Consider the following 18,829-nt stretch of genomic DNA (forward strand, 5'->3'; position numbering starts at 1 on the left):
GCTTAAAATAGCAGGAGTAAAGAAAACAATAGGGAAGATATATGTGAGACTATTTCCTAGTGAGAGGAAGAGGAGAATGAAACTTGTCTTTGTTCGGCATGGTGAGGGTAAGCATACAAAAGATTTACCATTAAGTTTACAAGCAGTGAATCCGCCATTGACGGGCGAGGGAAAGAAGCAGGCAAAATTGCTTCAGTACGATGTACCATTACAAGAAAAGGATATATTAATCGCTAGTCCTACACTTCGAGCCTTACAAACTGCGACAATATGGAGTGCGGAAGTTGCTTGTCAAAAAATTGTTCACCCATATATATCCCCGCGTATTTTTCCTTATCGGGAAGCCGCCAAAACATTACCGTGCGATCAATTGTTAGATCGAAAGATAATAAAAAAATTATTTCCACATTTTTCATTAGAAGAAAGTACAAATGAATTGTTATGGAATGAGGGAATCAATATCATATCAGAGAAGGAATTTCAGCAAATAGTAGATGAATTTCTGCACTGGTGCTATCAGTTAAAAGCAGAAAAAATTTGTATCGTTTCACATGATGGAACAATTACAGCCTTTAGGCAATATTTGCAGAAAGTCGCTTTAACTAGAGCTGATTTTTTGAAAGAAACGGGTATGTATGAAATGGACTTATAGGAGGGGAAATTTGTAATGGAAGAGTTAGGGGAATGTGTGTACGACTTAAATGRGCCGAGAGTATACTTTAGCGTAGCGGAAATTAAGTAATATGCAAAATTGCATATTTTACACATATTGTAAATGGTTGGTATAAGTTTGGGGAGTTGAAACTAGTAGAATCCTTTTTATATAGTGGTGTAAAATCATATGTTGGATTGATAGATTATGTAGATGGAAATGTAGCACTTATGTTTACAATACGCCTATTTTACGGGTTTATTAACCATGACAAAACGTTAGAAGAATTTGTTCGAGAAGCGAGATTAACCGATGAGGAGACATGTACATTTCGAGTATATAAACAATATGAAACGGATTTATTCTATATTCGAATGAATGCGTTTCACATTTAACTCACAGTTTTTTTACATTTTCTTCAATGAAGATGATTATCAACTGTGGTATGATATGTTCAAGTTTTTACAGGTAATAAAAGTTACTATATATAAGTTAGTATTTAATGTTTTGTATGAATGTCATAAATTATCCACAATTAACATTTTAAAAGTAAGTAACTAATGTTATTATATTATCTGTAACTGACTTAATTACAACTTTAGGAGGAAGATATGATTATTCAATTTTTAAGAGAAAACAAAGCAGTTTCTTTTGTATTAGCGATAATTCGAGTGTATCTTGGTTACACATGGGTAATGGCTGGAATCGGTAAACTACAAGGAAAAGGCTTCGATGCAACTGGTTATTTACAAGGTGCAATTGAAAAGTCTAAAGGAGCACAACCAGCTGTTCAATCTTGGTGGGCATCATTCTTACAAGATTTTGCAATTCCAAACGTTGATTTATTTAATACACTTGTGATGTGGGGAGAAATTTTAGTCGGAATTGGTTTAATTGTAGGCTGTTTAACAAAAACAGCGGTCTTTTTTGGCCTTTTAATGAACTTTTCCTATATGTTTAGTGGGTCAATTGGTGTAAACCCTGAAATGGTTATCTTATCCATGTTCGTTCTTGTTTCTGGTATGAATGCTGGAAAATTTGGAATTGATGGCTTCGTTATTCCAAAAGTACTAGGATCAAAAACTCAAAAACGCCAAAAGCAAGCTGCTTAATATATGAAAACGGGTATCTCAACATGAGATACCCGTTTATTTTTCAGCACTTATAGGATTTTTCTCGAAGAAATCTTTTACATACCCTACAAATTCTTGTGGCTCTTGACGAAATGGAGCATGATAACCCTTTTCAATAATATGGAAAGTGCTATTTTTTAAGAATTGATGATAAGTTTCKCCTTCTTTCCAAGAAACGCTAYTATCATTTCTTCCCCATATAATTAAAGTTGGTTGCTTRATTTCAKTTGCATTGATTTGAAGACGCCTAGGCCACAGCTTCATTTTATTATAATGTTCTTCATCATTACGCTTGAATTTAACTTTGCTCTCATCATAATCTGCAATAGAAGAAACGGCACTTAAATCAGTCGACAACTTTGGTTTTGGTGAACCTTGTTTATTAACGAACGTATGAGGGCCGCCTGTAGCATCAGTTAAAATAAGGTGGGTAACCGCTTCAGGGTATAAATATGTTAAATTAAGAGAAATTTCTCCGCCCATCGAATGTCCCAGTATTGCGAATGAATCATACCCTAGTTTTTTCATTAACTTATAATACAAATTTGCATGAGTTGGGAAAGAATAATAAAAATCCATCGGCTTAGAGGAACGTCCGAAACCTAAAGCATCAACAGAAATAATTGTATGATCTTTTGCTAGATCTGAGTAAATCTTTTGAAAACCATCGGATGATCCTCCAAATCCATGGATCATAAGTAAAGGTGGTTTTTTGCTGCCAATTTGCTTAAAGTAAATAGTTTGTCCATCTATTTCAACCATTTTTTCTTCTGTAGTTAATTTCGCGGTAATTGTATTTTTTACTTGTTTTACTTGTTCTACGGGCTTTTCTGCTGCACTACATCCTACTAATAGTGTAAGAGTAAGACAACCTACCATAAAATAGCTAAATYGCTTCAATTAGKTGTCYCCTTTCTAACATAAYGCTGCATCTATCATAGCAAATAGYATATTACGATTTCCAGGAAGTTGATTACCATTCTTTATCATAAGAGGTGAAAGGAGCGTTTCCTGGAAATCTGCTGTTTGAAGAAATTGGCGGAATATGAATTGTGAGTGCGGAACATCAATGCGTATCGTCCCATTCCACGATTTACAAATCATTTCTAATAACTGAATAGAGTCTTTTTCTTTTTTTGAAATAAGCGGAGTGATACATAGTACAYCTCCTTTTTGTAYGCATAAAGCAAAAGCATYTATTTGATTATCCYGCTCTATTTTAAAGGAGTAAGTTGCTCTCGATAGTAGYGATRAATAAAGMTTAGAACGATSWGCACCAGTCGCAGTTTGATCAAGAAAAACAAGAGAAGGAAGATCATTTTTCTGAATTTGTTTTATGGGAACAGACTTTGTACTTATGTGATTCGCTTGTTTTTCGAAACGATGAATTGTTGTTATTGATTGAAATCCATATGATTGATATAAAGGTTCACCAGCTTTTGTTGCAATGAGCAGAATAGGAAGCGATGAATGAGCTAGAGTTAAACTGTTGTTTAGCAAAATACGGCCGATTCCTTGTCTTTGAAAATCAGGATGTACGATTAACATACCGATAGAAGAAAATCCACGATCAAATGGAAATACCCCTCCAGCTGCAATAAGTTTATTTTTATGTACATAGCCAAAAATTGTACCAATTGAAAGATACATATGGAATTGTTCTTTCATAAAGGCTTCATGTTGTAACCATCCGATAGATTCGCAAAGAGAGAGTAAATCTGGAATGGTAGATTTGTCTAGTTTTACTGTTTCCATAAAGATTCACCACATTTCTATTCAAATTAGAAAAAAAGTAGAGAACGGAATGTTACAAAGTGTAAAGTAATAGATTTACGTTAAAAGAAATCCAATTTGTTTATATTTAGTTTGTAAAGGGCATTATGCTTGATATGAAAGGACAAAGTTATACAAATTATAACTGATATTTACATAAGTTAACAAAAAATTTACATATAACTACTTTTATCTTAATAGTCTTCTATTAAATTGAATAGTGGGAAATGAATAACCTAATTAGGGGGACAAGACAGTGAAAAAGTTTGTAAAAAAAGCATGGCCATTTGCAGTGGTGGCGTCGTTAGCAGTTACTTCGGTAGCGACATGGAATTTTACGCGTTCTAGTGAGGTTAATGCAGATGAGAACGGAAACAATGCAAAGATTAAAAATGTCATTGTATTAATTGGGGAYGGTATGGGGCCTTCATATATGACAGCTCATCGTTATATGAAAGATAATCCAAAAACATTTGAGATGGAATCTACAGAATTTGATAAGCATCTTGTAGGAACACAAAAAACATATCCAGAAGATGAACATGAAAATATTACAGACTCTGCATCGGCAGCAACTGCGATGTCAGCAGGTATAAAAACATATAATGCAGCTATTGCGGTTGATAATGATAAAGCTGAAGTGAAAACAGTGTTAGAGCAAGCGAAAGAAAGAGGGAAATCAACGGGACTCGTTGCAACTTCTGAAATTACGCATGCAACACCAGCTGCATTCGGTGCACATGATATTAGTCGTAAAAATATGGATGCAATTGCAAATGATTACTTTGATGAGAAAATTAAAGGTAAGCATAAAATAGATGTTATGCTTGGCGGTGGCGTAAATAACTTTGTTAGAAAAGACCGCAATCTTACAGAAGAGTTTAAGAAGTCTGGTTATAGTTATGTAACAGATCGTAATCAATTATTAAATGATAAAAGTGATCAAGTTCTTGGTTTATTTGCACCAGGTGGTTTAGATAAAATGATTGACCGTAATGATAAAACACCGTCATTAGAAGAGATGACAAATGCAGCGATTGAGCGCTTGAACAAAAATAAAGATGGTTTCTTCTTAATGGTCGAAGGAAGTCAAATTGATTGGGCTGGACATGATAATGATATCGTTGCAGCAATGAGTGAAATGGAAGACTTCGAAAAAGCGTTTAAAGCAGCAATTGAGTTTGCGAAAAAAGATAAGAACACATTAGTTGTTGCAACTGCGGATCATTCTACTGGCGGTTTATCTTTAGGTGCGAATGGTGARTATAAYTTTAAAGTAGAKCCGATTAAAGCTGCGAAACGTACRCCAGACTTTATGGCAARTGAGATTGYAAAAGGTGCAAATGTAGAAGAAACATTGAAAAAGTATATTGATTTACAGTTAACACCAGAAGAAATTAAAGCTGTAAATGATATAGCTCCATCAAAAGATGTAACAAAGATTGATAATGCAATTGAAGATATCTTCAATAAGCGTTCGGTTACAGGCTGGACAACGGGTGGACATACAGGTGAAGATGTGAACGTATATGCATTCGGACCAGGTAAATACTTATTCTCTGGCGTTCAAGAGAATACAAATATAGCTAAACGTGTCTTTGACATCGTTGGCGGCGGCGATCCGAATAAAGGAAGACGCTAATTATAAATGAAAGTGAGGCGAAATGCCTCACTTTTCTTTTTAGGAGATGGAAAGATGAGAGTTTTTTTAGGGAAATTAAGATTTCTTCTAGTATTCGTATTATTGCTAGTTGGATGTCAATCTCAAGAGAATAATATAGAACAAAAATCTGCTGGGAAAACTGAGGAAAAGGTACATATAACGAAAGAAGAAGAGAAATCCATTCAAGATGTTATTGAGGCATTTGTACGGACGACGAATGAAAAAAATCTTGCTGAGCATATGGAGTTATTTTCAAAGAAGATGCCTAGTGCTGAAGACTTAAAAACACAAAAGGARRCGGCATTTCAAAAGGGAAATAAGAAAATAGAATTGGAACATATGAATATGAAAGCTCTTAAAGGTGGGCTTGTTATTGTTGAAACGGAGGAAAAAGAAGTAGATGGAGGGGTTACTCTTCAAAAGAAAATGCAGTATGCACTTGGAAAAGAAGACGAAGGGTGGAAGATTGAAGAGGTTCGTACGATAGAGAAGAAATAAAGTGGGAACTTTAATTAGTAGGGGGGTGTCCATCCCCACTGATTATTAGCCTTCACCAATCGGGATTTTACGGGCAAAACCCCTCGCATTCACAGAATTTTGAGGTGGGAGTCTTACTGCCTGCAAATAGCGGGATAAAAAAGGTTCTCATAGGAGAGAACCTTTTTAAAGTGGTAATAAAATTTGATTTGAACACGCTTCAATGTCATCAATATCTTGACGAATTGTTGCCATCTTATTATCAAGGTCTTCAGCTTTCATAGCAGCGTCATGTAGTTCATCTTTCAAATAGTCAGGTATATTTCCTTCATATTTGTAGTAAAGTTTATGTTCTAAACTTGCCCAAAAGTCCATGGCAAGTGTACGTAATTGAATTTCTGCAAAGACATCTTTCGTACCAGAATTTAGTGACAATGGATATTTAATAATCATATGCAAACTTTTATAGCCATTTCCTTTTGGATTAGCAATATAATCTTTTACTTCTACAATTTCCATGTCTCCACGATTTTCAATAACTTCTTTTAAATGATAAATATCTTCTACAAAGCAACATGTAATACGGATGCCAATAATATCTTGTAATTGTGTTTGAGCATTTTCAACTGTTGGTGATAAGTTTTTACGCTCAAGCTTCCTAATGATACTTTCGGGTTGTTTAAGTCTTGTTTTTATATGTTCAAACGGGTTGTAGTCTTCTAAAAATTGAGCTTCCCGGTTCATAATTTCAAATTTAGTTTTTAACTCTTCTAAAGCAAATGTATAAGGTAATACAAAAGCTTTCCAATAGTTAACTGTTGATTGGTTATATTCCATTTATATACACACCTTTTCCTATTTACAAGYGAAGTTGTTATTATACTAAACACCAAATCATGTAGGCRCAAGCAGCAAATGATGAGATCATAAAGCGATATTTAGTTTTCATCTTTTCAACCCCTTTCAAATGAAATTATATATGAATAAACGTCATTGTTAGTAATTTCACTATGTACAATTCTTATAGTAATAGATTCATGTGAAATTCGTATGAACTAATTGTTTCAGCTTTTTGTCTTTTTGCTAATGGCTTTTGGTTTTGTTTGTTATAATTACCTTAAATTGTAATAAAGGAGAGGGTATGATGAATCCCAAAGATAAAAAAAGAAAAGAGCAAGTGGCCCATATTATTGAAATTCCAGATGAATATAGGCTTGTTGTAGATGATCAAGAAGGAATGGATGATCCGTATCATCTATTATGGTGGGGGCATAAAGAGGATGAGGAGAAAAAGATACAAATTACATTAAATAGGCATACTGGTAATTTATTCGAATTCAGGATAGATGATGAAAATTATTTTTCGAGTGATAAAGAAGTGATAGAGGAGAATAAGGCAAGAGAGATTGCAAATGTATTTATAAAAAAATATGTGGAAGAAGAATTAGAATTTTATACATATGTGTCAGTTAAGGATGACTGGCGTGGTTGGAAAGAAATAAATTATATGCAGGAAGTGAATGGATATCCATTGCTGAATACAGGATGTGTTGTGCGAATTCATCCTTCAGGTAATGTTGTGCATTTTCATTACAATGGACAAAAAGCTATAGAGAAAAAACCGTTATGGCCAATTGAAATTGTTGAGGAGAACCTCGTTTTAGAAACTTTGAGAGCTAGACAAGATATGAGACTTGTATTTGTGGATTTAACACATTCTTCATGTAAATATGAAAATGGTGAGGAAGTAAAAGGCTATCATCTTGTATATGAACCAGAACCTAGTCATGCGTTTATTGATGCAAGTACAGGTAAAGATTTGTTTGACCCAGATCATTATAAATTGCCTCCAACTGTAGCTGTTGAAAAACCGAAAAAAGGTAGTCAACAAGATGATATATTCGATTTATTTGACTGGGATAAAGAAAGTTTTACAAAAGTGGCTGAGACAGAAAATGAAGATGGAATAAGGATGAAATTTGTTTCGAAAGAGGAATTACAAAAACAGAAAGAAGAAAAGAATTCATATTTAATGAATGAATTCTTTAAAAAGCATTTACCGATGTTAAAATATAATAATTTAGTTGGCATTACGATTGATAAATCAACCAATGAATTAATTGGTTTTATAAAACTGGCAGACGATAAAGAAGTAAAACAAATACTGTCTAGAGAGGAATGTTTACAAAAAGCACTTCAATTTTTAGAACATGTTATTCCAGATGTTACACAATATCTTCGCCTTTGGGATGAACGTGACGAAGATGAAGGGATTGAAAGATTTGTCTTTTCAGTATATGTGAATGAAATTCCGGTAGAGTATAGGGAATTCATGGTCAACATTAATACAGAAAATGGTGCTGTGATGCACTACTCGGGAAAACCTAGCAATATAATAGAAGAGTTACTTGCACATGAAACARCACCAAAAGTAACAAAAGAAAAAGCGTTAGAAATATATAAAGAGGTCATTCGAGTAAAATTAGAATGGTGTATAGATCATGATGCAGAGGAAATGAAATATAAACTGCTGTATAAACAAACGAGGAGTGAAAATCATAAAGAATCCGTCGATTGTAGTCGGAAAATTCGTTACATAGATGCGCATACTGGAGAGAAAATTTGGAGTGAATATTAGTAAAAGCCAATCGATACGTTTCGATTGGCTTTTACTATGTTTATAGAAAAATTTAATGATTAGCGTTGAGTGGTTTAAGAATGCCATTAAGTTAAGAGTTCCATATTTACATCGTACAGACACAAACAACCTCATGCCCACATACACATAGTAAAGACCACTATTTTGGCGGAGGTGAAAGGTTTGAGTCTATTCGCCGCAATTGGATATATGGTTCGAGAAGTGTTCGTATTTGTTTCTTATGTGAAGAACAATGCGTTCCCGCAGCCGTTATCATCAGATGATGAGAGAAAGTACTTAGAGTTAATGGAGCAAGGTGATGCTCAAGCGAGAAATCTTTTAATTGAACATAATTTACGGCTTGTAGCTCATATTGTTAAGAAATTCGAAAACACTGGTGAAGATGCAGAAGATTTAATTTCAATTGGTACCATTGGGCTTATTAAAGCGATTGAAAGCTATTCAGCAGGGAAAGGAACTAAGCTTGCAACATATGCAGCACGCTGTATCGAAAATGAAATTTTGATGCATYTACGTGTGCTGAAGAAAACGAAAAAAGACGTTTCACTTCATGATCCGATCGGGCAAGATAAAGAGGGTAATGAAATATCGCTTATTGATATATTAAAATCAGAATCTGAAGATGTAATTGATATGATTCAGCTTAGTATGGAGTTAGAAAAAATTAAAGAGTATATCGATATTTTRGACGAACGAGAGAAAGAAGTAATTGTGAAGCGTTTTGGACTTGGGCTTGATAAAGAGAAAACACAGAGGGAGATTGCGAAGGCACTCGGTATTTCAAGAAGCTACGTATCGCGAATTGAAAAGCGTGCTTTAATGAAAATGTTCCACGAATTTGTGCGGGCTGAGAAAGAGAAAAAAGCAAAAGAATAATGTATATTGTAGGCAGTTACACTTTAAAAGTGGCTGCTTTTCTTTCGGGAAAACGGAAAGAAAACGAGCTGTTCTAAGAAGAAATACATGTTCACTGTTGAAAATGGCGGGTTCTATCTGTAATATTAGAAGGTGCTAAACAATTTAAGAATAAAAATTATACTTAGTTTTTCTTCGTGTATAACGAGACGGCTCCATTCTATATGTGGGAATAAGAACCAATTTTACATATGATATAGAGAGAAAAGAAGGGGAAACTAAAGTTATAGGCTGATTAGGAGGTTTCGTAATTTGCGACGGACATTATATCGACTTATGATCGAACTTACAAATGGTCGTTTTACTTCTTATATATTACGTAAATTTGCACAATCTCGTTTGAGCTCTATCATTATTCCATCGTATGTGAAAGTTTTTCAAATTAATCAAGATGAGATGGAAAAGGGTTTGAAGGAATATGGAACATTGCATGATTTATTTACACGTAGGCTAAAAGAAGGAAAGCGTAGTATTGATACTGATGCATCGAGTATCGTTAGTCCTGTTGATGGTGTTTTTGCTGATCAAGGTCCTATTGAGGATACAAAAACATTCGATATAAAAGGAAAGCGTTATTCAATTGTGGATATGCTAGGKAATGAAGAGCGTGCAAAGCGATATGCAGGCGGTACATATATGGTGATTTATTTGAGTCCAAGTCATTATCATCGTATTCATAGCCCGCTTTCTGGCTCTGTGACTGAAAGATTTGTACTCGGTAGAAAATCATATCCGGTAAATGCARCKGGTATGGAGTATGGGAAAGAACCATTGTCAAAAAATTATCGCTCTGTTACAGAAGTAAATAGTGACGGCGAACATATGGCACTTGTAAAAGTAGGTGCTATGTTTGTTAATAGTATCGAGCTCCTTCATGAAAGAAGTACTGTTCAAAAAGGTGAAGAGATGGCATACTTTACATTTGGCTCAACAGTTGTTTTATTATTTGAAAAAGATATGATTAAAGCAGTGCAGGAATTGACAAGTGGGCAAGAGCTGCGTCTTGGTGAAAAAATTGCAACCCGAGTATCTCATAAGTAAAGAAAAGGTTTTATAATATACTTATGAAGCTCTAATTAAGAAATGTGGACAAAGATGCTTAATGAAGAAATCCCCTAGATGGGAGTACTTGTTTATTCGAGAGCCATCGCAGGATGGCTCTTTTTACAGGTCAATCAGCAATCTATATGTACTCAAGAAGATTTGACGAGCTTGTCCTCTAACGAGCGTCTAATAATTTCTTGTTTTATAAGTAAAATGAAGTCGGGATTTAATTTTAGTTCTTTTGCTTTATAATAAGACTCAGTGAGTAAATCAGTAGATAACTGTTCCATATGTTTTGTTTTCAAGGTGAGTCACCTCCTAATAATATAAGGATTGATTCGTTGTTGCATTTAATGTACCAAAAAAATATGACAGTCACAAACAAGAGGTTATCCACATAACTCAGTGGATAAAATGTGAATAGATTGTTAGTAAATTCCAAATTGACTGAAAAATTAACGTGGAAAGTGTGTACAAGTTTATCCACAGGTTATCTATCGAAAAATGTTGTCGAAAAATTTTATGAAAAATCCTCAAAGAGGTGAAAGAAATTGAAGTTATTTTTACCAAATGAATATGTGAAAAATATATATCATATTCAACCAGAAGATTTGAAAAAACGTGGAATTAAAGGAATTATTACTGATTTAGATAACACTTTAATTGAATGGGATCGTCCAAACGCAACGCCACAGCTTGAAGAGTGGTTTTTGAAAATGAAAGAAAATGATATTCAAGTAACGGTCGTTTCAAATAACAACGAGCAACGCGTTAAAGACTTCGCTGACCCATTAGGTATTCCGTTTATTCATAGTGCGCGCAAACCGTTTGTTCGCGCATTTAAGCGTGCGATACATGAGATGCACCTGCAGCCAGATGAAGTTGTAGTAATTGGAGATCAGTTACTAACGGATGTGCTCGGCGGGAATCGTGTGGGACTTCATACAATTTTAGTTGTACCGGTAGCGCAAACGGACGGATTGGTGACACGATTTAATCGGAAAATTGAACGAAGAATTATGAGAAACATGAAGAAAAAAGGCTTAATTAATTGGGAGGAATAAAGTTTGATTGAAATAATTAAATGTATTGGTTGCGGTGTAGAAATTCAAACAGAAAATAAAAATGAAATAGGATACGCTCCTGCATCATCTTTAGAGAAGGAACAAGTAATTTGTCAACGTTGTTTTCGTTTGAAACATTATAATGAAATTCAAGATGTTTCTTTAACAGACGATGATTTCCTTCGTATTTTAAACGGAATTGGACAATCGGAAGCATTAGTGGTCAAAATCGTAGACATTTTCGATTTCAATGGTAGCTGGTTACCGGGCTTACATCGTTTTGTAGGGAATAATAAAGTATTACTTGTTGGGAATAAGGCTGACTTAATTCCAAAGTCAGTTAAGCATGATAAAGTAAAACATTGGATGCGCTACAGTGCAAAGCAACTTGGTTTAAAACCAGAAGATGTCTTTTTAATTAGTGCAGCTAAAGGGCAAGGAATCGCTGAACTTGCTGATGCAATTGAGCATTACCGCGAAGGTAAAGATGTTTATGTTGTTGGATGTACGAATGTTGGTAAATCAACATTTATTAATCGTATGATTAAAGAGTTTAGTGATGAGACTGAGAATGTAATTACAACATCACATTTCCCAGGAACAACGCTTGATTTAATTGATATCCCATTAGACGAAACGTCATCTTTATACGATACACCAGGTATTATTAATCATCATCAAATGGCGCATTATGTTGGGAAACAAAGCTTAAAGCTTATTACACCGACTACAGAAGTTAAGCCAATGGTATTCCAATTAAATGAAGAACAAACATTATTCTTTGGTGGATTAGCACGATTTGATTATGTAAGTGGGGGCCGTCGTGCATTTACTTGTCATTTCTCAAACCGTTTAACAATCCATCGTACAAAGCTTGAAAAGGCTGATGAATTGTACGAAAAACACGCTGGAGAATTATTGAATCCACCGACACCAGAAGAATTAGAAAATATGCCTAAGTTTGTGAAATATGAATTTAATATTCGTGAGCCGAAAACGGATGTTGTATTCTCTGGATTGGGCTGGGTTACTGTAAATGAATCAGGAGCGAAAATTGTTGCTCATGTACCAAAAGGAGTAAGTGTTTCATTACGTAAATCTTTAATTTAATATGGAGAGGGATTTATGAAACAATTATATGGTGTAATCGGAAATCCAATTGGACATTCATTATCACCCGTTATGCATAACGATGCATTTGAACACTTGAATATGGATGCCCATTATCATGCGTTTCTTGTAGAAGAAGAAGCGCTAGGGGAAGCAGTAAAAGGTTTGAAAGCATTAGGTATTTCAGGATTTAATGTAACGACTCCGCACAAAGTTGCAATTATGGAGTACTTGGATGAGATTGCCCCGTTAGCAAGGCAAATCGGTGCGGTAAATACAGTAGTTCATCGAGATGGAAAATTGATTGGGTATAATACAGATGGAATTGGTTTTGTTCGTGCCCTGCAGTCAATTAGTGAAGATCCACTTCAAGAGAAACGTATTTTATTAATCGGTGCAGGTGGTGCTAGCCGAGCTATTTACTTCTCGCTTGCCGATGTAGGTGTGAAACAAATTGATATTGCTAATCGTACGAGAGATAAGGCGAAAAACCTTATCTCTGGGTGCATGGCAAATGTTAATTCGCATGCTCTATCGTTAGAATGTGCAGCAGAAAATCAAGGGGAATATGATATTATCATCCAAACAACAACGATAGGTATGCATCCACATGTTGAGTATACGCCGCTGGAAATTCGTTCATTGAAACAAGGAACGATTGTTTCTGATATTATTTATAATCCATTTGAGACGAAAATTTTAGGCGATGCGAAAGAACAAGGTGCAATAATTCAAAATGGAATCGATATGTTCGTTTATCAAGGTGCACTTGCATTTGAAATGTGGACAGGGTGTGTGCCGAATATTGATAGAATGAAACAATTAGTAATGAGAGAGCTTGGAGGCTAATTATATGTTAACAGGAAAACAAAAAAGATTTTTACGTGCAAAGGCACATCATTTAACACCGATTTTTCAAGTTGGAAAAGGTGGCGTGAATGAAAATATGGTGAAACAAATTGGAGAAGCATTAGAAGTTCGTGAACTATTTAAAGTGAGCGTATTACAAAACTGTGAATTTGATCGTAGTGAAGTTGCAGAAGAGCTTGCACAAGGTGCACGAGCTGAAATCGTTCAAGTAATCGGAAGCACAATTGTTTTATACAAAGAATCAAGAGAAAATAAGCAGATTAAGCTTCCACGATAAATTGAAACTTTAATTTGCGTTTTTTAGCCTTCACCAATTAGGCTTTTGTGTGCAGTTAATTTCCCATCTAACCTAGTTATTGTCAGTGACTTTTGAGGTGTTGGCAAATAGCAGGATAAAAATCACGTATATTATTTCCATAATTGACGCTTGATAGATAAAGAGTGAAATTAATTGAACTTTTATTAACAGTGGGCTCTCTTCGAATTTGTATGGGGAGAGTTGCTGTATGTAAAAGGAAGGGGCGTTTCTTTTGAGAAAAATTGGCATTATTGGTGGCACGTTTGATCCACCTCATAATGGACATTTGTTAATTGCAAATGAAGTGTATCATGCTTTAGGGTTGGAAGAGGTATGGTTTTTGCCGAATCAAATTCCACCGCACAAGCAAGGACGTAATATTACGAGTGTGAAAAGTCGATTAAACATGCTGCAAATAGCGATTGAGGAAGAAGCRTACTTTTCAATTTGTTTAGAAGAGCTAGACAGAGAAGGCCCATCTTATACGTACGATACTATGGTACAATTAACGGAGAAGTATCCGGATATGCAGTTTCACTTTATTATTGGCGGAGACATGGTTGAGTATTTGCCGAAGTGGTATAACATTGAAAAGTTACTTAAGCTTGTGACTTTCGTTGGAGTTGCAAGACCAGGTTATACATTACATACGCCTTATGATATCGTAAAAGTGGAAATTCCGGAGTTTGCAGTTTCTTCTTCTCTGTTACGTGAGAGATATATGACGAAGGAAACATGCAAATATTTACTCCCCGAAAAAGTACAGGTATATATCGAGAGGAATGGGTTGTATGAATCGTGAGGAAGCACTTAGTATTGTCAAACAACAAATGCATGAAAAACGTTATATACACACGGTTGGTGTAATGGAAACAGCGATTGAACTTGCCCGATTATATGGTGTAGATGAGAAAAAGGCAGAGACGGCTGCTATATTTCACGATTATGCAAAATGTAGAGCGATTCCAGAAATGGAAGAGATTATTAAGAGAGAAGCTTTGCCAAAGGATCTACTGCACTATAACAAAGAGTTATGGCATGCACCTGTTGGGGCATACTTAGTAGAAAAAGAAGTAGGCATTACTGATCCTGAAATTCTACAAGCTATTACATATCATACAAGTGGTCATGAAAAAATGACAATGTTAGATAAAGTTATTTATGTAGCAGATTACATTGAACCAGGACGTAAGTTTCCTGGTGTGGAAGAAGCGAGGAAACTCGCATATAAAGATATAAATCAAGCTTTACTGTTTGCTTTAAAGCGAACAATTCAATTTTTAATGGAAAAAGATCAAACGATTTATCCATTAACATTCCAAACATACAATGAAGTTATCAAGGAGGAAATTAATAAATGAAAGATAAAGAGTTATTAGTATTAGCGGCAAAAGCAGCTGATGATAAGAGAGCAGAAGATATGGTTGTACTAAATATGCAAGGTATTTCACCGATTGCAGACTATTTTATTATTTGTCACGGAAATTCAGACAAGCAAGTACAAGCAATTGCACGTGAAATTAAAGCGAAGGCACATGAGTTCGAAATTAACGTACAACGTATGGAAGGCTTTGATGAAGCRCGTTGGGTTTTAGTAGACCTTGGTGATGTGGTTGCTCATGTATTCCATAAAGATGAGCGTAATCACTATAATTTAGAGCGTCTATGGGGCGATGTGCCGCGTGAAGATATTGCAGATGAGCTAGATCAATGAAATACGAACAATTTGCTTTGCTGTATGACGAACTGATGAATGATGTCCCTTATGATAAATGGGTGGAATTCACAGAGGAAAGTTTACAACAGGCATCTATGAAAGAGGCAAGAATCCTTGACGTAGCATGTGGAACTGGTAACGTAACACTTCCGCTTGTGCGAAAAGGTTATGAYTTAATTGGTGTAGATCTTTCGGAAGAAATGTTAACTGTCGCGCAGCAAAAATTGGGGGGAGAAGGCTATTTTATTCCTTTTTACCAACAAGACATGAGAGAGCTCGATGTTCCTGGTGAATTTGATTGTGTGACAATCTTTTGTGACTCATTAAATTACGTATTGCAAGAAGATGGAGTGCAAGAAACATTTAGAAGAGTTTTCCACCATTTACGTCAGGATGGCTTGTTTTTATTCGATGTACACTCTTTATATAAAATACATCACGTATTTCAAAATGAAACATATACAGTGAACGGCGAAGAAATATCACTTATTTGGAACTGCTTCCCTGGAGAAGAATCAGATAGTGTGGAACATGATTTGACATTCTTTGTACAAGATTCAGAAGAAGATGTGTATCATCGTTTTGACGAATGTCACGTGCARCGTGCGTATTCGGTTGAAGTGTTAACAAAATGGCTTGAAGAAGCTGGGTTTACAGTGCTTCGCGTCACAGGTGACTTTGAACGAATTGAAGTGACAGAACAAACAGAGCGCATCTTTTTTATGGCGAAGAAGAATGGATAAAAGAAAAGCAACCGATAAGGTTGCTTTTGTTTTATAGAAAAGATGTAGTTTTAGTTCTAGAAAAATAAAAAGATRATATGTGTAAAGTGTAAAAATGCTAGTTTTAGTGAAAATGTAGCATGAAAAAGATAAGTATTAATAAAAAGGGTTTGGGATTACGATGGCGTATTTATTATGTGTGTTTATTGAATTGCTGCTCAACGCATTTTAAATCTTCATCAAATTTCTCATGTGTCCGTTCGATTAATTTATGAAACATATCCCCAACGTGCTCTTCTAAAATACGAATACCTTCTCCTGTAACACCGCCTTTAACGCATACCTTTTCTTGTAAAGTAGGTAATGTGAAAATTTCTTTTTCGAGTAATTTCCCCATTCCAATGACCATTTCACTTACTAAAGTAGTGGCTTCTTCATGTGTAATATTTGTTTTATCTACAGCAGCGTTAATGAAACATTGTAATAAATAACTAAAAAAAGCAGGGCCGCAGCTTGCTATATCAGATGAAACGCGCGTTATATCTTCTTCTATAACAAGGGGAGTAGAAATGTTTTTGAATAGACGAAGTAGTTTTTGTTGCCATTCTAGAGAGCAGTTATTTCCAAATGTAAATAGTGATGCGCCGGATAAGGCGCGGTTTGTGATGCTTGGAATGATACGAGCGACGTGGCAAGGTATAAGTGTTTCTAATTGTGATGGAGATATGGGGCTTGTGATAGAAACTAAGCAATCTTCGTCTGAAAAATGGTCAGCGTATTTTTGTAGAATAGGGTATATGTCTATCGGTTTTACGCAAATGAAAATAAGCTGGGATTGTTCGATTACCTCTTGGRTTGTTTTGGCTATATGAACAGAAGGGTATTTTTCTTTTATATGATATGCTTTGGCAGGCGTCCGATTAATAATAGTAAGGCACGARGGTTTGACAGCACGGGTTTCTAAAAATGCATCGATTAGTATATTCCCCATGTTCCCTGTCCCTATAATTCCTATGTTCAATGTTTCATCCCTCCTTCGTAACTGCTTTCTCCTAAACAATATGAATGATGTTATAAATTTATGATTAGAGGTGTAAAATGATGTGGGATTTTCCGAAAAAATGGTTGGGATTAGTGGTTATTATTGGCACTTTGATTTTTCTTTTTTTCTGGAAAACGAATCAGCAAACAGAGCGATCGCTCATTACAACGGAAGTTCAAGTAAAAGATGTGGAGAAAAAAAGTAAACCGAAAGTATTGGATACAAAGGAGCAGAAAAAAATAATTATAATTGATGTGAAAGGGGCGGTTTTTAAAGAGGGTGTGTATGAAATGAAGGAAGGGGACCGGGTGAAGGAGGCGGTTGAAAAAGCTGGTGGTTTGTTGCCGGATGCAGATGTGAAGAAAGTGAATTTGGCGCAAATGGTCCAAGACCAAATGCTTCTGTATGTTCCTAACAAGAATGAGCCAGTGCAAGAAGGGGCTACTTTTTCAAAAAGCGRGGGTAAAGTGCAAATAAATACAGCTTCTAAAGAGCAACTTGAAAAAATAACAGGCATTGGTTCTCGGAAAGCGGAAAGTATTTTGAAATACCGAGAAGAACATGGTCCGTTTCAGAAAATAGAAGATTTATTAGAAATTGATGGGATTGGTGCGAAGTCTTTAGAGAAAATAAAAGATCAAATTATTATTCCATAAAAGATTGACGAAGTTTTTCTTTTTTCGCTACACTACAAGTAGACAAAAAAGAAGGTGAAAAATATGGAACGAATTTCATGGGATCAATATTTTATGACGCAAAGCCATCTACTATCTTTACGTAGTACATGTACAAGGCTTGCGGTAGGAGCGACAATCGTTCGTGATAAACGAATTATTGCTGGTGGATATAACGGTTCAATTAAAGGTGGTGTGCATTGTATAGACGATGGTTGCTATGTCATTGATAATCATTGCGTTCGTACAATTCATGCTGAAATGAATGCTTTATTGCAATGTGCGAAATTTGGTGCAAAAACAGAGGAAGCGGAAATTTATGTCACACATTTTCCTTGTTTGCAGTGCTGTAAGGCGATTATTCAAAGTGGTGTTACAGCGGTTTATTATGCACAGGACTATAAAAATCATCCGTATGCCGTAGAGTTATTTGAACAAGCGAGTGTAACAGTAAAGCACGTTCCGCTAGAATACGATATTACATCGCTAGAGGAACAAGAGCGTCATTTACAGCTAAAGGAATTATTCGCAGCTTTAGAAAAAGATAATTTATCAATGGAAGAATTACAGCGTGTATTCACTAAAGCAAAAATGATGCTATAAGGAGTGAGTATGAGTTGAATGGGCAATGGGGCTATGTTGCAATCTCGTTTATAATTGGGATTGCAATTACCTTTTCCGCATCGCATTTGTTGGCTGCTTGTTGTTTCGTTTGTTATGTTTTATTTTGTTTATATCGTACTTCGCGTAAAACCTTCATATTTTGTATAATAGCGTGTTTTAGTGGCGYTATGTACACYACGTATGTTCAGAGTCTAAATAAGCCGCTAGGGGATTCCTATGAAGTTACACGAGGGGTCGTGCAAAATACACCTCTAATTAATGGGGATCGTCTCTCTTTTCAAATTGAAGATCAGAATAAAAACTTAGTGCAGTTAAATTATAAAATACAATCTGCTTCGGAAAAGAAGCAGTTGCAACAATTACATGCAGGGATATCGTGTACATTTAAAGGG

General features: G+C 35.3%; 23 protein-coding genes and 1 pseudogene. 19 read left to right on the forward strand and 5 right to left on the reverse strand.

The annotated features are described in order from the left end of the window. The first annotated feature begins 76 nt into the window (after positions 1–76). The 3 genes and pseudogenes from AC1DJR_RS01870 to AC1DJR_RS01880 all read left to right on the forward strand — a co-directional run bounded on the left by AC1DJR_RS01870 (position 77) and on the right by AC1DJR_RS01880 (position 1,764). Complete coding sequence (locus AC1DJR_RS01870) at positions 77–652, forward strand: histidine phosphatase family protein (protein WP_113734194.1); 576 nt, start codon at positions 77–79, stop codon at positions 650–652. Next, positions 653–1,047 (forward strand): annotated as a pseudogene (locus AC1DJR_RS01875) (hypothetical protein); the annotation flags it as partial. Between the two features lie 216 nt (positions 1,048–1,263). Next, entirely contained in the window at positions 1,264–1,764 is a 501-nt protein-coding gene (locus AC1DJR_RS01880) for a DoxX family protein (protein WP_429686925.1), read from the forward strand. Between the two features lie 36 nt (positions 1,765–1,800). On the opposite strand, the gene AC1DJR_RS01885 is transcribed toward AC1DJR_RS01880, so the two are convergent. Continuing rightward, positions 1,801–2,685, reverse strand: coding sequence for an alpha/beta fold hydrolase (locus tag AC1DJR_RS01885; RefSeq protein WP_477001923.1), 885 nt, complete (start codon positions 2,683–2,685; stop codon positions 1,801–1,803). A 15-nt stretch (positions 2,686–2,700) separates the two neighbouring features. Continuing rightward, the gene (locus tag AC1DJR_RS01890; protein ID WP_477001924.1) at positions 2,701–3,540 is read right to left on the reverse strand and encodes a GNAT family N-acetyltransferase; all 840 of its coding nucleotides are present in this window, start codon (positions 3,538–3,540) and stop codon (positions 2,701–2,703) included. Positions 3,541–3,814: 274 nt separating this feature from the next. On the opposite strand from AC1DJR_RS01890, the gene AC1DJR_RS01895 reads away from it, so the two are divergent. Both AC1DJR_RS01895 and AC1DJR_RS01900 read left to right on the forward strand, forming a co-directional pair. Then, positions 3,815–5,200: an alkaline phosphatase gene (locus AC1DJR_RS01895; protein WP_477001925.1), complete on the forward strand. Its 1,386-nt coding sequence runs from the start codon at positions 3,815–3,817 to the stop codon at positions 5,198–5,200. Positions 5,201–5,254: 54 nt separating this feature from the next. Next, a complete protein-coding gene (locus AC1DJR_RS01900; protein ID WP_477001926.1) occupies positions 5,255–5,719 on the forward strand; it encodes a hypothetical protein in 465 nt (154 codons plus the stop codon). 165 nt (positions 5,720–5,884) lie between these two features. Here AC1DJR_RS01900 and AC1DJR_RS01905 read toward each other — a convergent pair whose 3' ends face one another. Further along, the gene (locus AC1DJR_RS01905; protein WP_002015229.1) at positions 5,885–6,535 is read right to left on the reverse strand and encodes a GTP pyrophosphokinase; all 651 of its coding nucleotides are present in this window, start codon (positions 6,533–6,535) and stop codon (positions 5,885–5,887) included. A 304-nt stretch (positions 6,536–6,839) separates the two neighbouring features. On the opposite strand from AC1DJR_RS01905, the gene AC1DJR_RS01910 reads away from it, so the two are divergent. From AC1DJR_RS01910 to AC1DJR_RS01920, 3 genes are all read left to right on the forward strand, one after another. After that, complete coding sequence (locus tag AC1DJR_RS01910; RefSeq protein WP_477001927.1) at positions 6,840–8,336, forward strand: YcdB/YcdC domain-containing protein; 1,497 nt, start codon at positions 6,840–6,842, stop codon at positions 8,334–8,336. A gap of 183 nt (positions 8,337–8,519) precedes the next feature. After that, positions 8,520–9,233 (forward strand): RNA polymerase sporulation sigma factor SigK, encoded by a 714-nt coding sequence (sigK, locus tag AC1DJR_RS01915; protein WP_000051382.1) that lies wholly within the window; start codon positions 8,520–8,522, stop codon positions 9,231–9,233. 291 nt (positions 9,234–9,524) lie between these two features. After that, complete coding sequence (locus AC1DJR_RS01920; RefSeq protein ID WP_477001928.1) at positions 9,525–10,313, forward strand: phosphatidylserine decarboxylase; 789 nt, start codon at positions 9,525–9,527, stop codon at positions 10,311–10,313. A 152-nt stretch (positions 10,314–10,465) separates the two neighbouring features. On the opposite strand, the gene sda is transcribed toward AC1DJR_RS01920, so the two are convergent. After that, entirely contained in the window at positions 10,466–10,621 is a 156-nt protein-coding gene (gene sda, locus AC1DJR_RS01925) for a sporulation histidine kinase inhibitor Sda (protein WP_002015226.1), read from the reverse strand. Between the two features lie 246 nt (positions 10,622–10,867). On the opposite strand from sda, the gene AC1DJR_RS01930 reads away from it, so the two are divergent. From AC1DJR_RS01930 to AC1DJR_RS01965, 8 genes are all read left to right on the forward strand, one after another. Beyond that, positions 10,868–11,380 carry a YqeG family HAD IIIA-type phosphatase gene (locus tag AC1DJR_RS01930; RefSeq protein WP_429686919.1) on the forward strand — a complete coding sequence of 171 codons (513 nt, stop codon included), beginning with the start codon at positions 10,868–10,870 and terminating at the stop codon, positions 11,378–11,380. A gap of 3 nt (positions 11,381–11,383) precedes the next feature. Continuing rightward, complete coding sequence (gene yqeH, locus AC1DJR_RS01935; RefSeq protein ID WP_429686918.1) at positions 11,384–12,490, forward strand: ribosome biogenesis GTPase YqeH; 1,107 nt, start codon at positions 11,384–11,386, stop codon at positions 12,488–12,490. 15 nt (positions 12,491–12,505) lie between these two features. Further along, a complete protein-coding gene (gene aroE / locus AC1DJR_RS01940; protein WP_088034225.1) occupies positions 12,506–13,339 on the forward strand; it encodes a shikimate dehydrogenase in 834 nt (277 codons plus the stop codon). A 4-nt stretch (positions 13,340–13,343) separates the two neighbouring features. Next, on the forward strand, positions 13,344–13,637 hold the full coding sequence (yhbY, locus tag AC1DJR_RS01945) for a ribosome assembly RNA-binding protein YhbY (protein WP_002015220.1): 294 nt from the start codon (positions 13,344–13,346) through the stop codon (positions 13,635–13,637). 253 nt (positions 13,638–13,890) lie between these two features. Next, a complete protein-coding gene (locus AC1DJR_RS01950) occupies positions 13,891–14,460 on the forward strand; it encodes a nicotinate-nucleotide adenylyltransferase (protein ID WP_429686916.1) in 570 nt (189 codons plus the stop codon). After that, on the forward strand, positions 14,450–15,019 hold the full coding sequence (yqeK, locus tag AC1DJR_RS01955; RefSeq protein WP_002143180.1) for a bis(5'-nucleosyl)-tetraphosphatase (symmetrical) YqeK: 570 nt from the start codon (positions 14,450–14,452) through the stop codon (positions 15,017–15,019). The genes AC1DJR_RS01950 and yqeK overlap by 11 nt, the downstream gene beginning before the upstream one ends. After that, positions 15,016–15,372 (forward strand): ribosome silencing factor, encoded by a 357-nt coding sequence (rsfS, locus tag AC1DJR_RS01960; protein WP_000653209.1) that lies wholly within the window; start codon positions 15,016–15,018, stop codon positions 15,370–15,372. Before yqeK ends, rsfS begins: the two co-directional genes overlap by 4 nt. Next, positions 15,369–16,118, forward strand: a complete 750-nt coding sequence (locus AC1DJR_RS01965; protein ID WP_002088700.1) for a class I SAM-dependent DNA methyltransferase — start codon at positions 15,369–15,371, stop codon at positions 16,116–16,118. The genes rsfS and AC1DJR_RS01965 overlap by 4 nt, the downstream gene beginning before the upstream one ends. A gap of 172 nt (positions 16,119–16,290) precedes the next feature. Here AC1DJR_RS01965 and comER read toward each other — a convergent pair whose 3' ends face one another. Further along, a complete protein-coding gene (comER, locus tag AC1DJR_RS01970) occupies positions 16,291–17,118 on the reverse strand; it encodes a late competence protein ComER (RefSeq protein ID WP_477001929.1) in 828 nt (275 codons plus the stop codon). 77 nt (positions 17,119–17,195) lie between these two features. Here comER and AC1DJR_RS01975 point away from each other — a divergent pair, with 77 nt between their 5' ends. The 3 genes from AC1DJR_RS01975 to AC1DJR_RS01985 form a co-directional block, all read left to right on the forward strand. Continuing rightward, positions 17,196–17,795 (forward strand): helix-hairpin-helix domain-containing protein, encoded by a 600-nt coding sequence (locus AC1DJR_RS01975; protein ID WP_477001930.1) that lies wholly within the window; start codon positions 17,196–17,198, stop codon positions 17,793–17,795. Between the two features lie 63 nt (positions 17,796–17,858). Further along, positions 17,859–18,416 (forward strand): ComE operon protein 2, encoded by a 558-nt coding sequence (locus AC1DJR_RS01980; protein ID WP_002088698.1) that lies wholly within the window; start codon positions 17,859–17,861, stop codon positions 18,414–18,416. Positions 18,417–18,430: 14 nt separating this feature from the next. Beyond that, positions 18,431–18,829 (forward strand): DUF4131 domain-containing protein (locus AC1DJR_RS01985; protein WP_477001931.1); only part of this gene is annotated, 399 nt, incomplete at its 3' end.

Source organism: Bacillus sp. 05T31, from assembly GCF_056396725.1.

Bases quoted from the DNA above. Each gene is read 5' to 3' on its own strand.
- AC1DJR_RS01870 (WP_113734194.1), top strand. From the start codon at position 77: ATGAAACTTGTCTTTGTTCGGCATGGTGAGGGTAAGCATACAAAAGAT.
- AC1DJR_RS01880 (WP_429686925.1), top strand. From the start codon at position 1,264: ATGATTATTCAATTTTTAAGAGAAAACAAAGCAGTTTCTTTTGTATTA.
- AC1DJR_RS01905 (WP_002015229.1), bottom strand. From the start codon at position 6,535: ATGGAATATAACCAATCAACAGTTAACTATTGGAAAGCTTTTGTATTA.
- aroE (WP_088034225.1), top strand. From the start codon at position 12,506: ATGAAACAATTATATGGTGTAATCGGAAATCCAATTGGACATTCATTA.
- yhbY (WP_002015220.1), top strand. From the start codon at position 13,344: ATGTTAACAGGAAAACAAAAAAGATTTTTACGTGCAAAGGCACATCAT.
- yqeK (WP_002143180.1), top strand. From the start codon at position 14,450: ATGAATCGTGAGGAAGCACTTAGTATTGTCAAACAACAAATGCATGAA.
- AC1DJR_RS01980 (WP_002088698.1), top strand. From the start codon at position 17,859: ATGGAACGAATTTCATGGGATCAATATTTTATGACGCAAAGCCATCTA.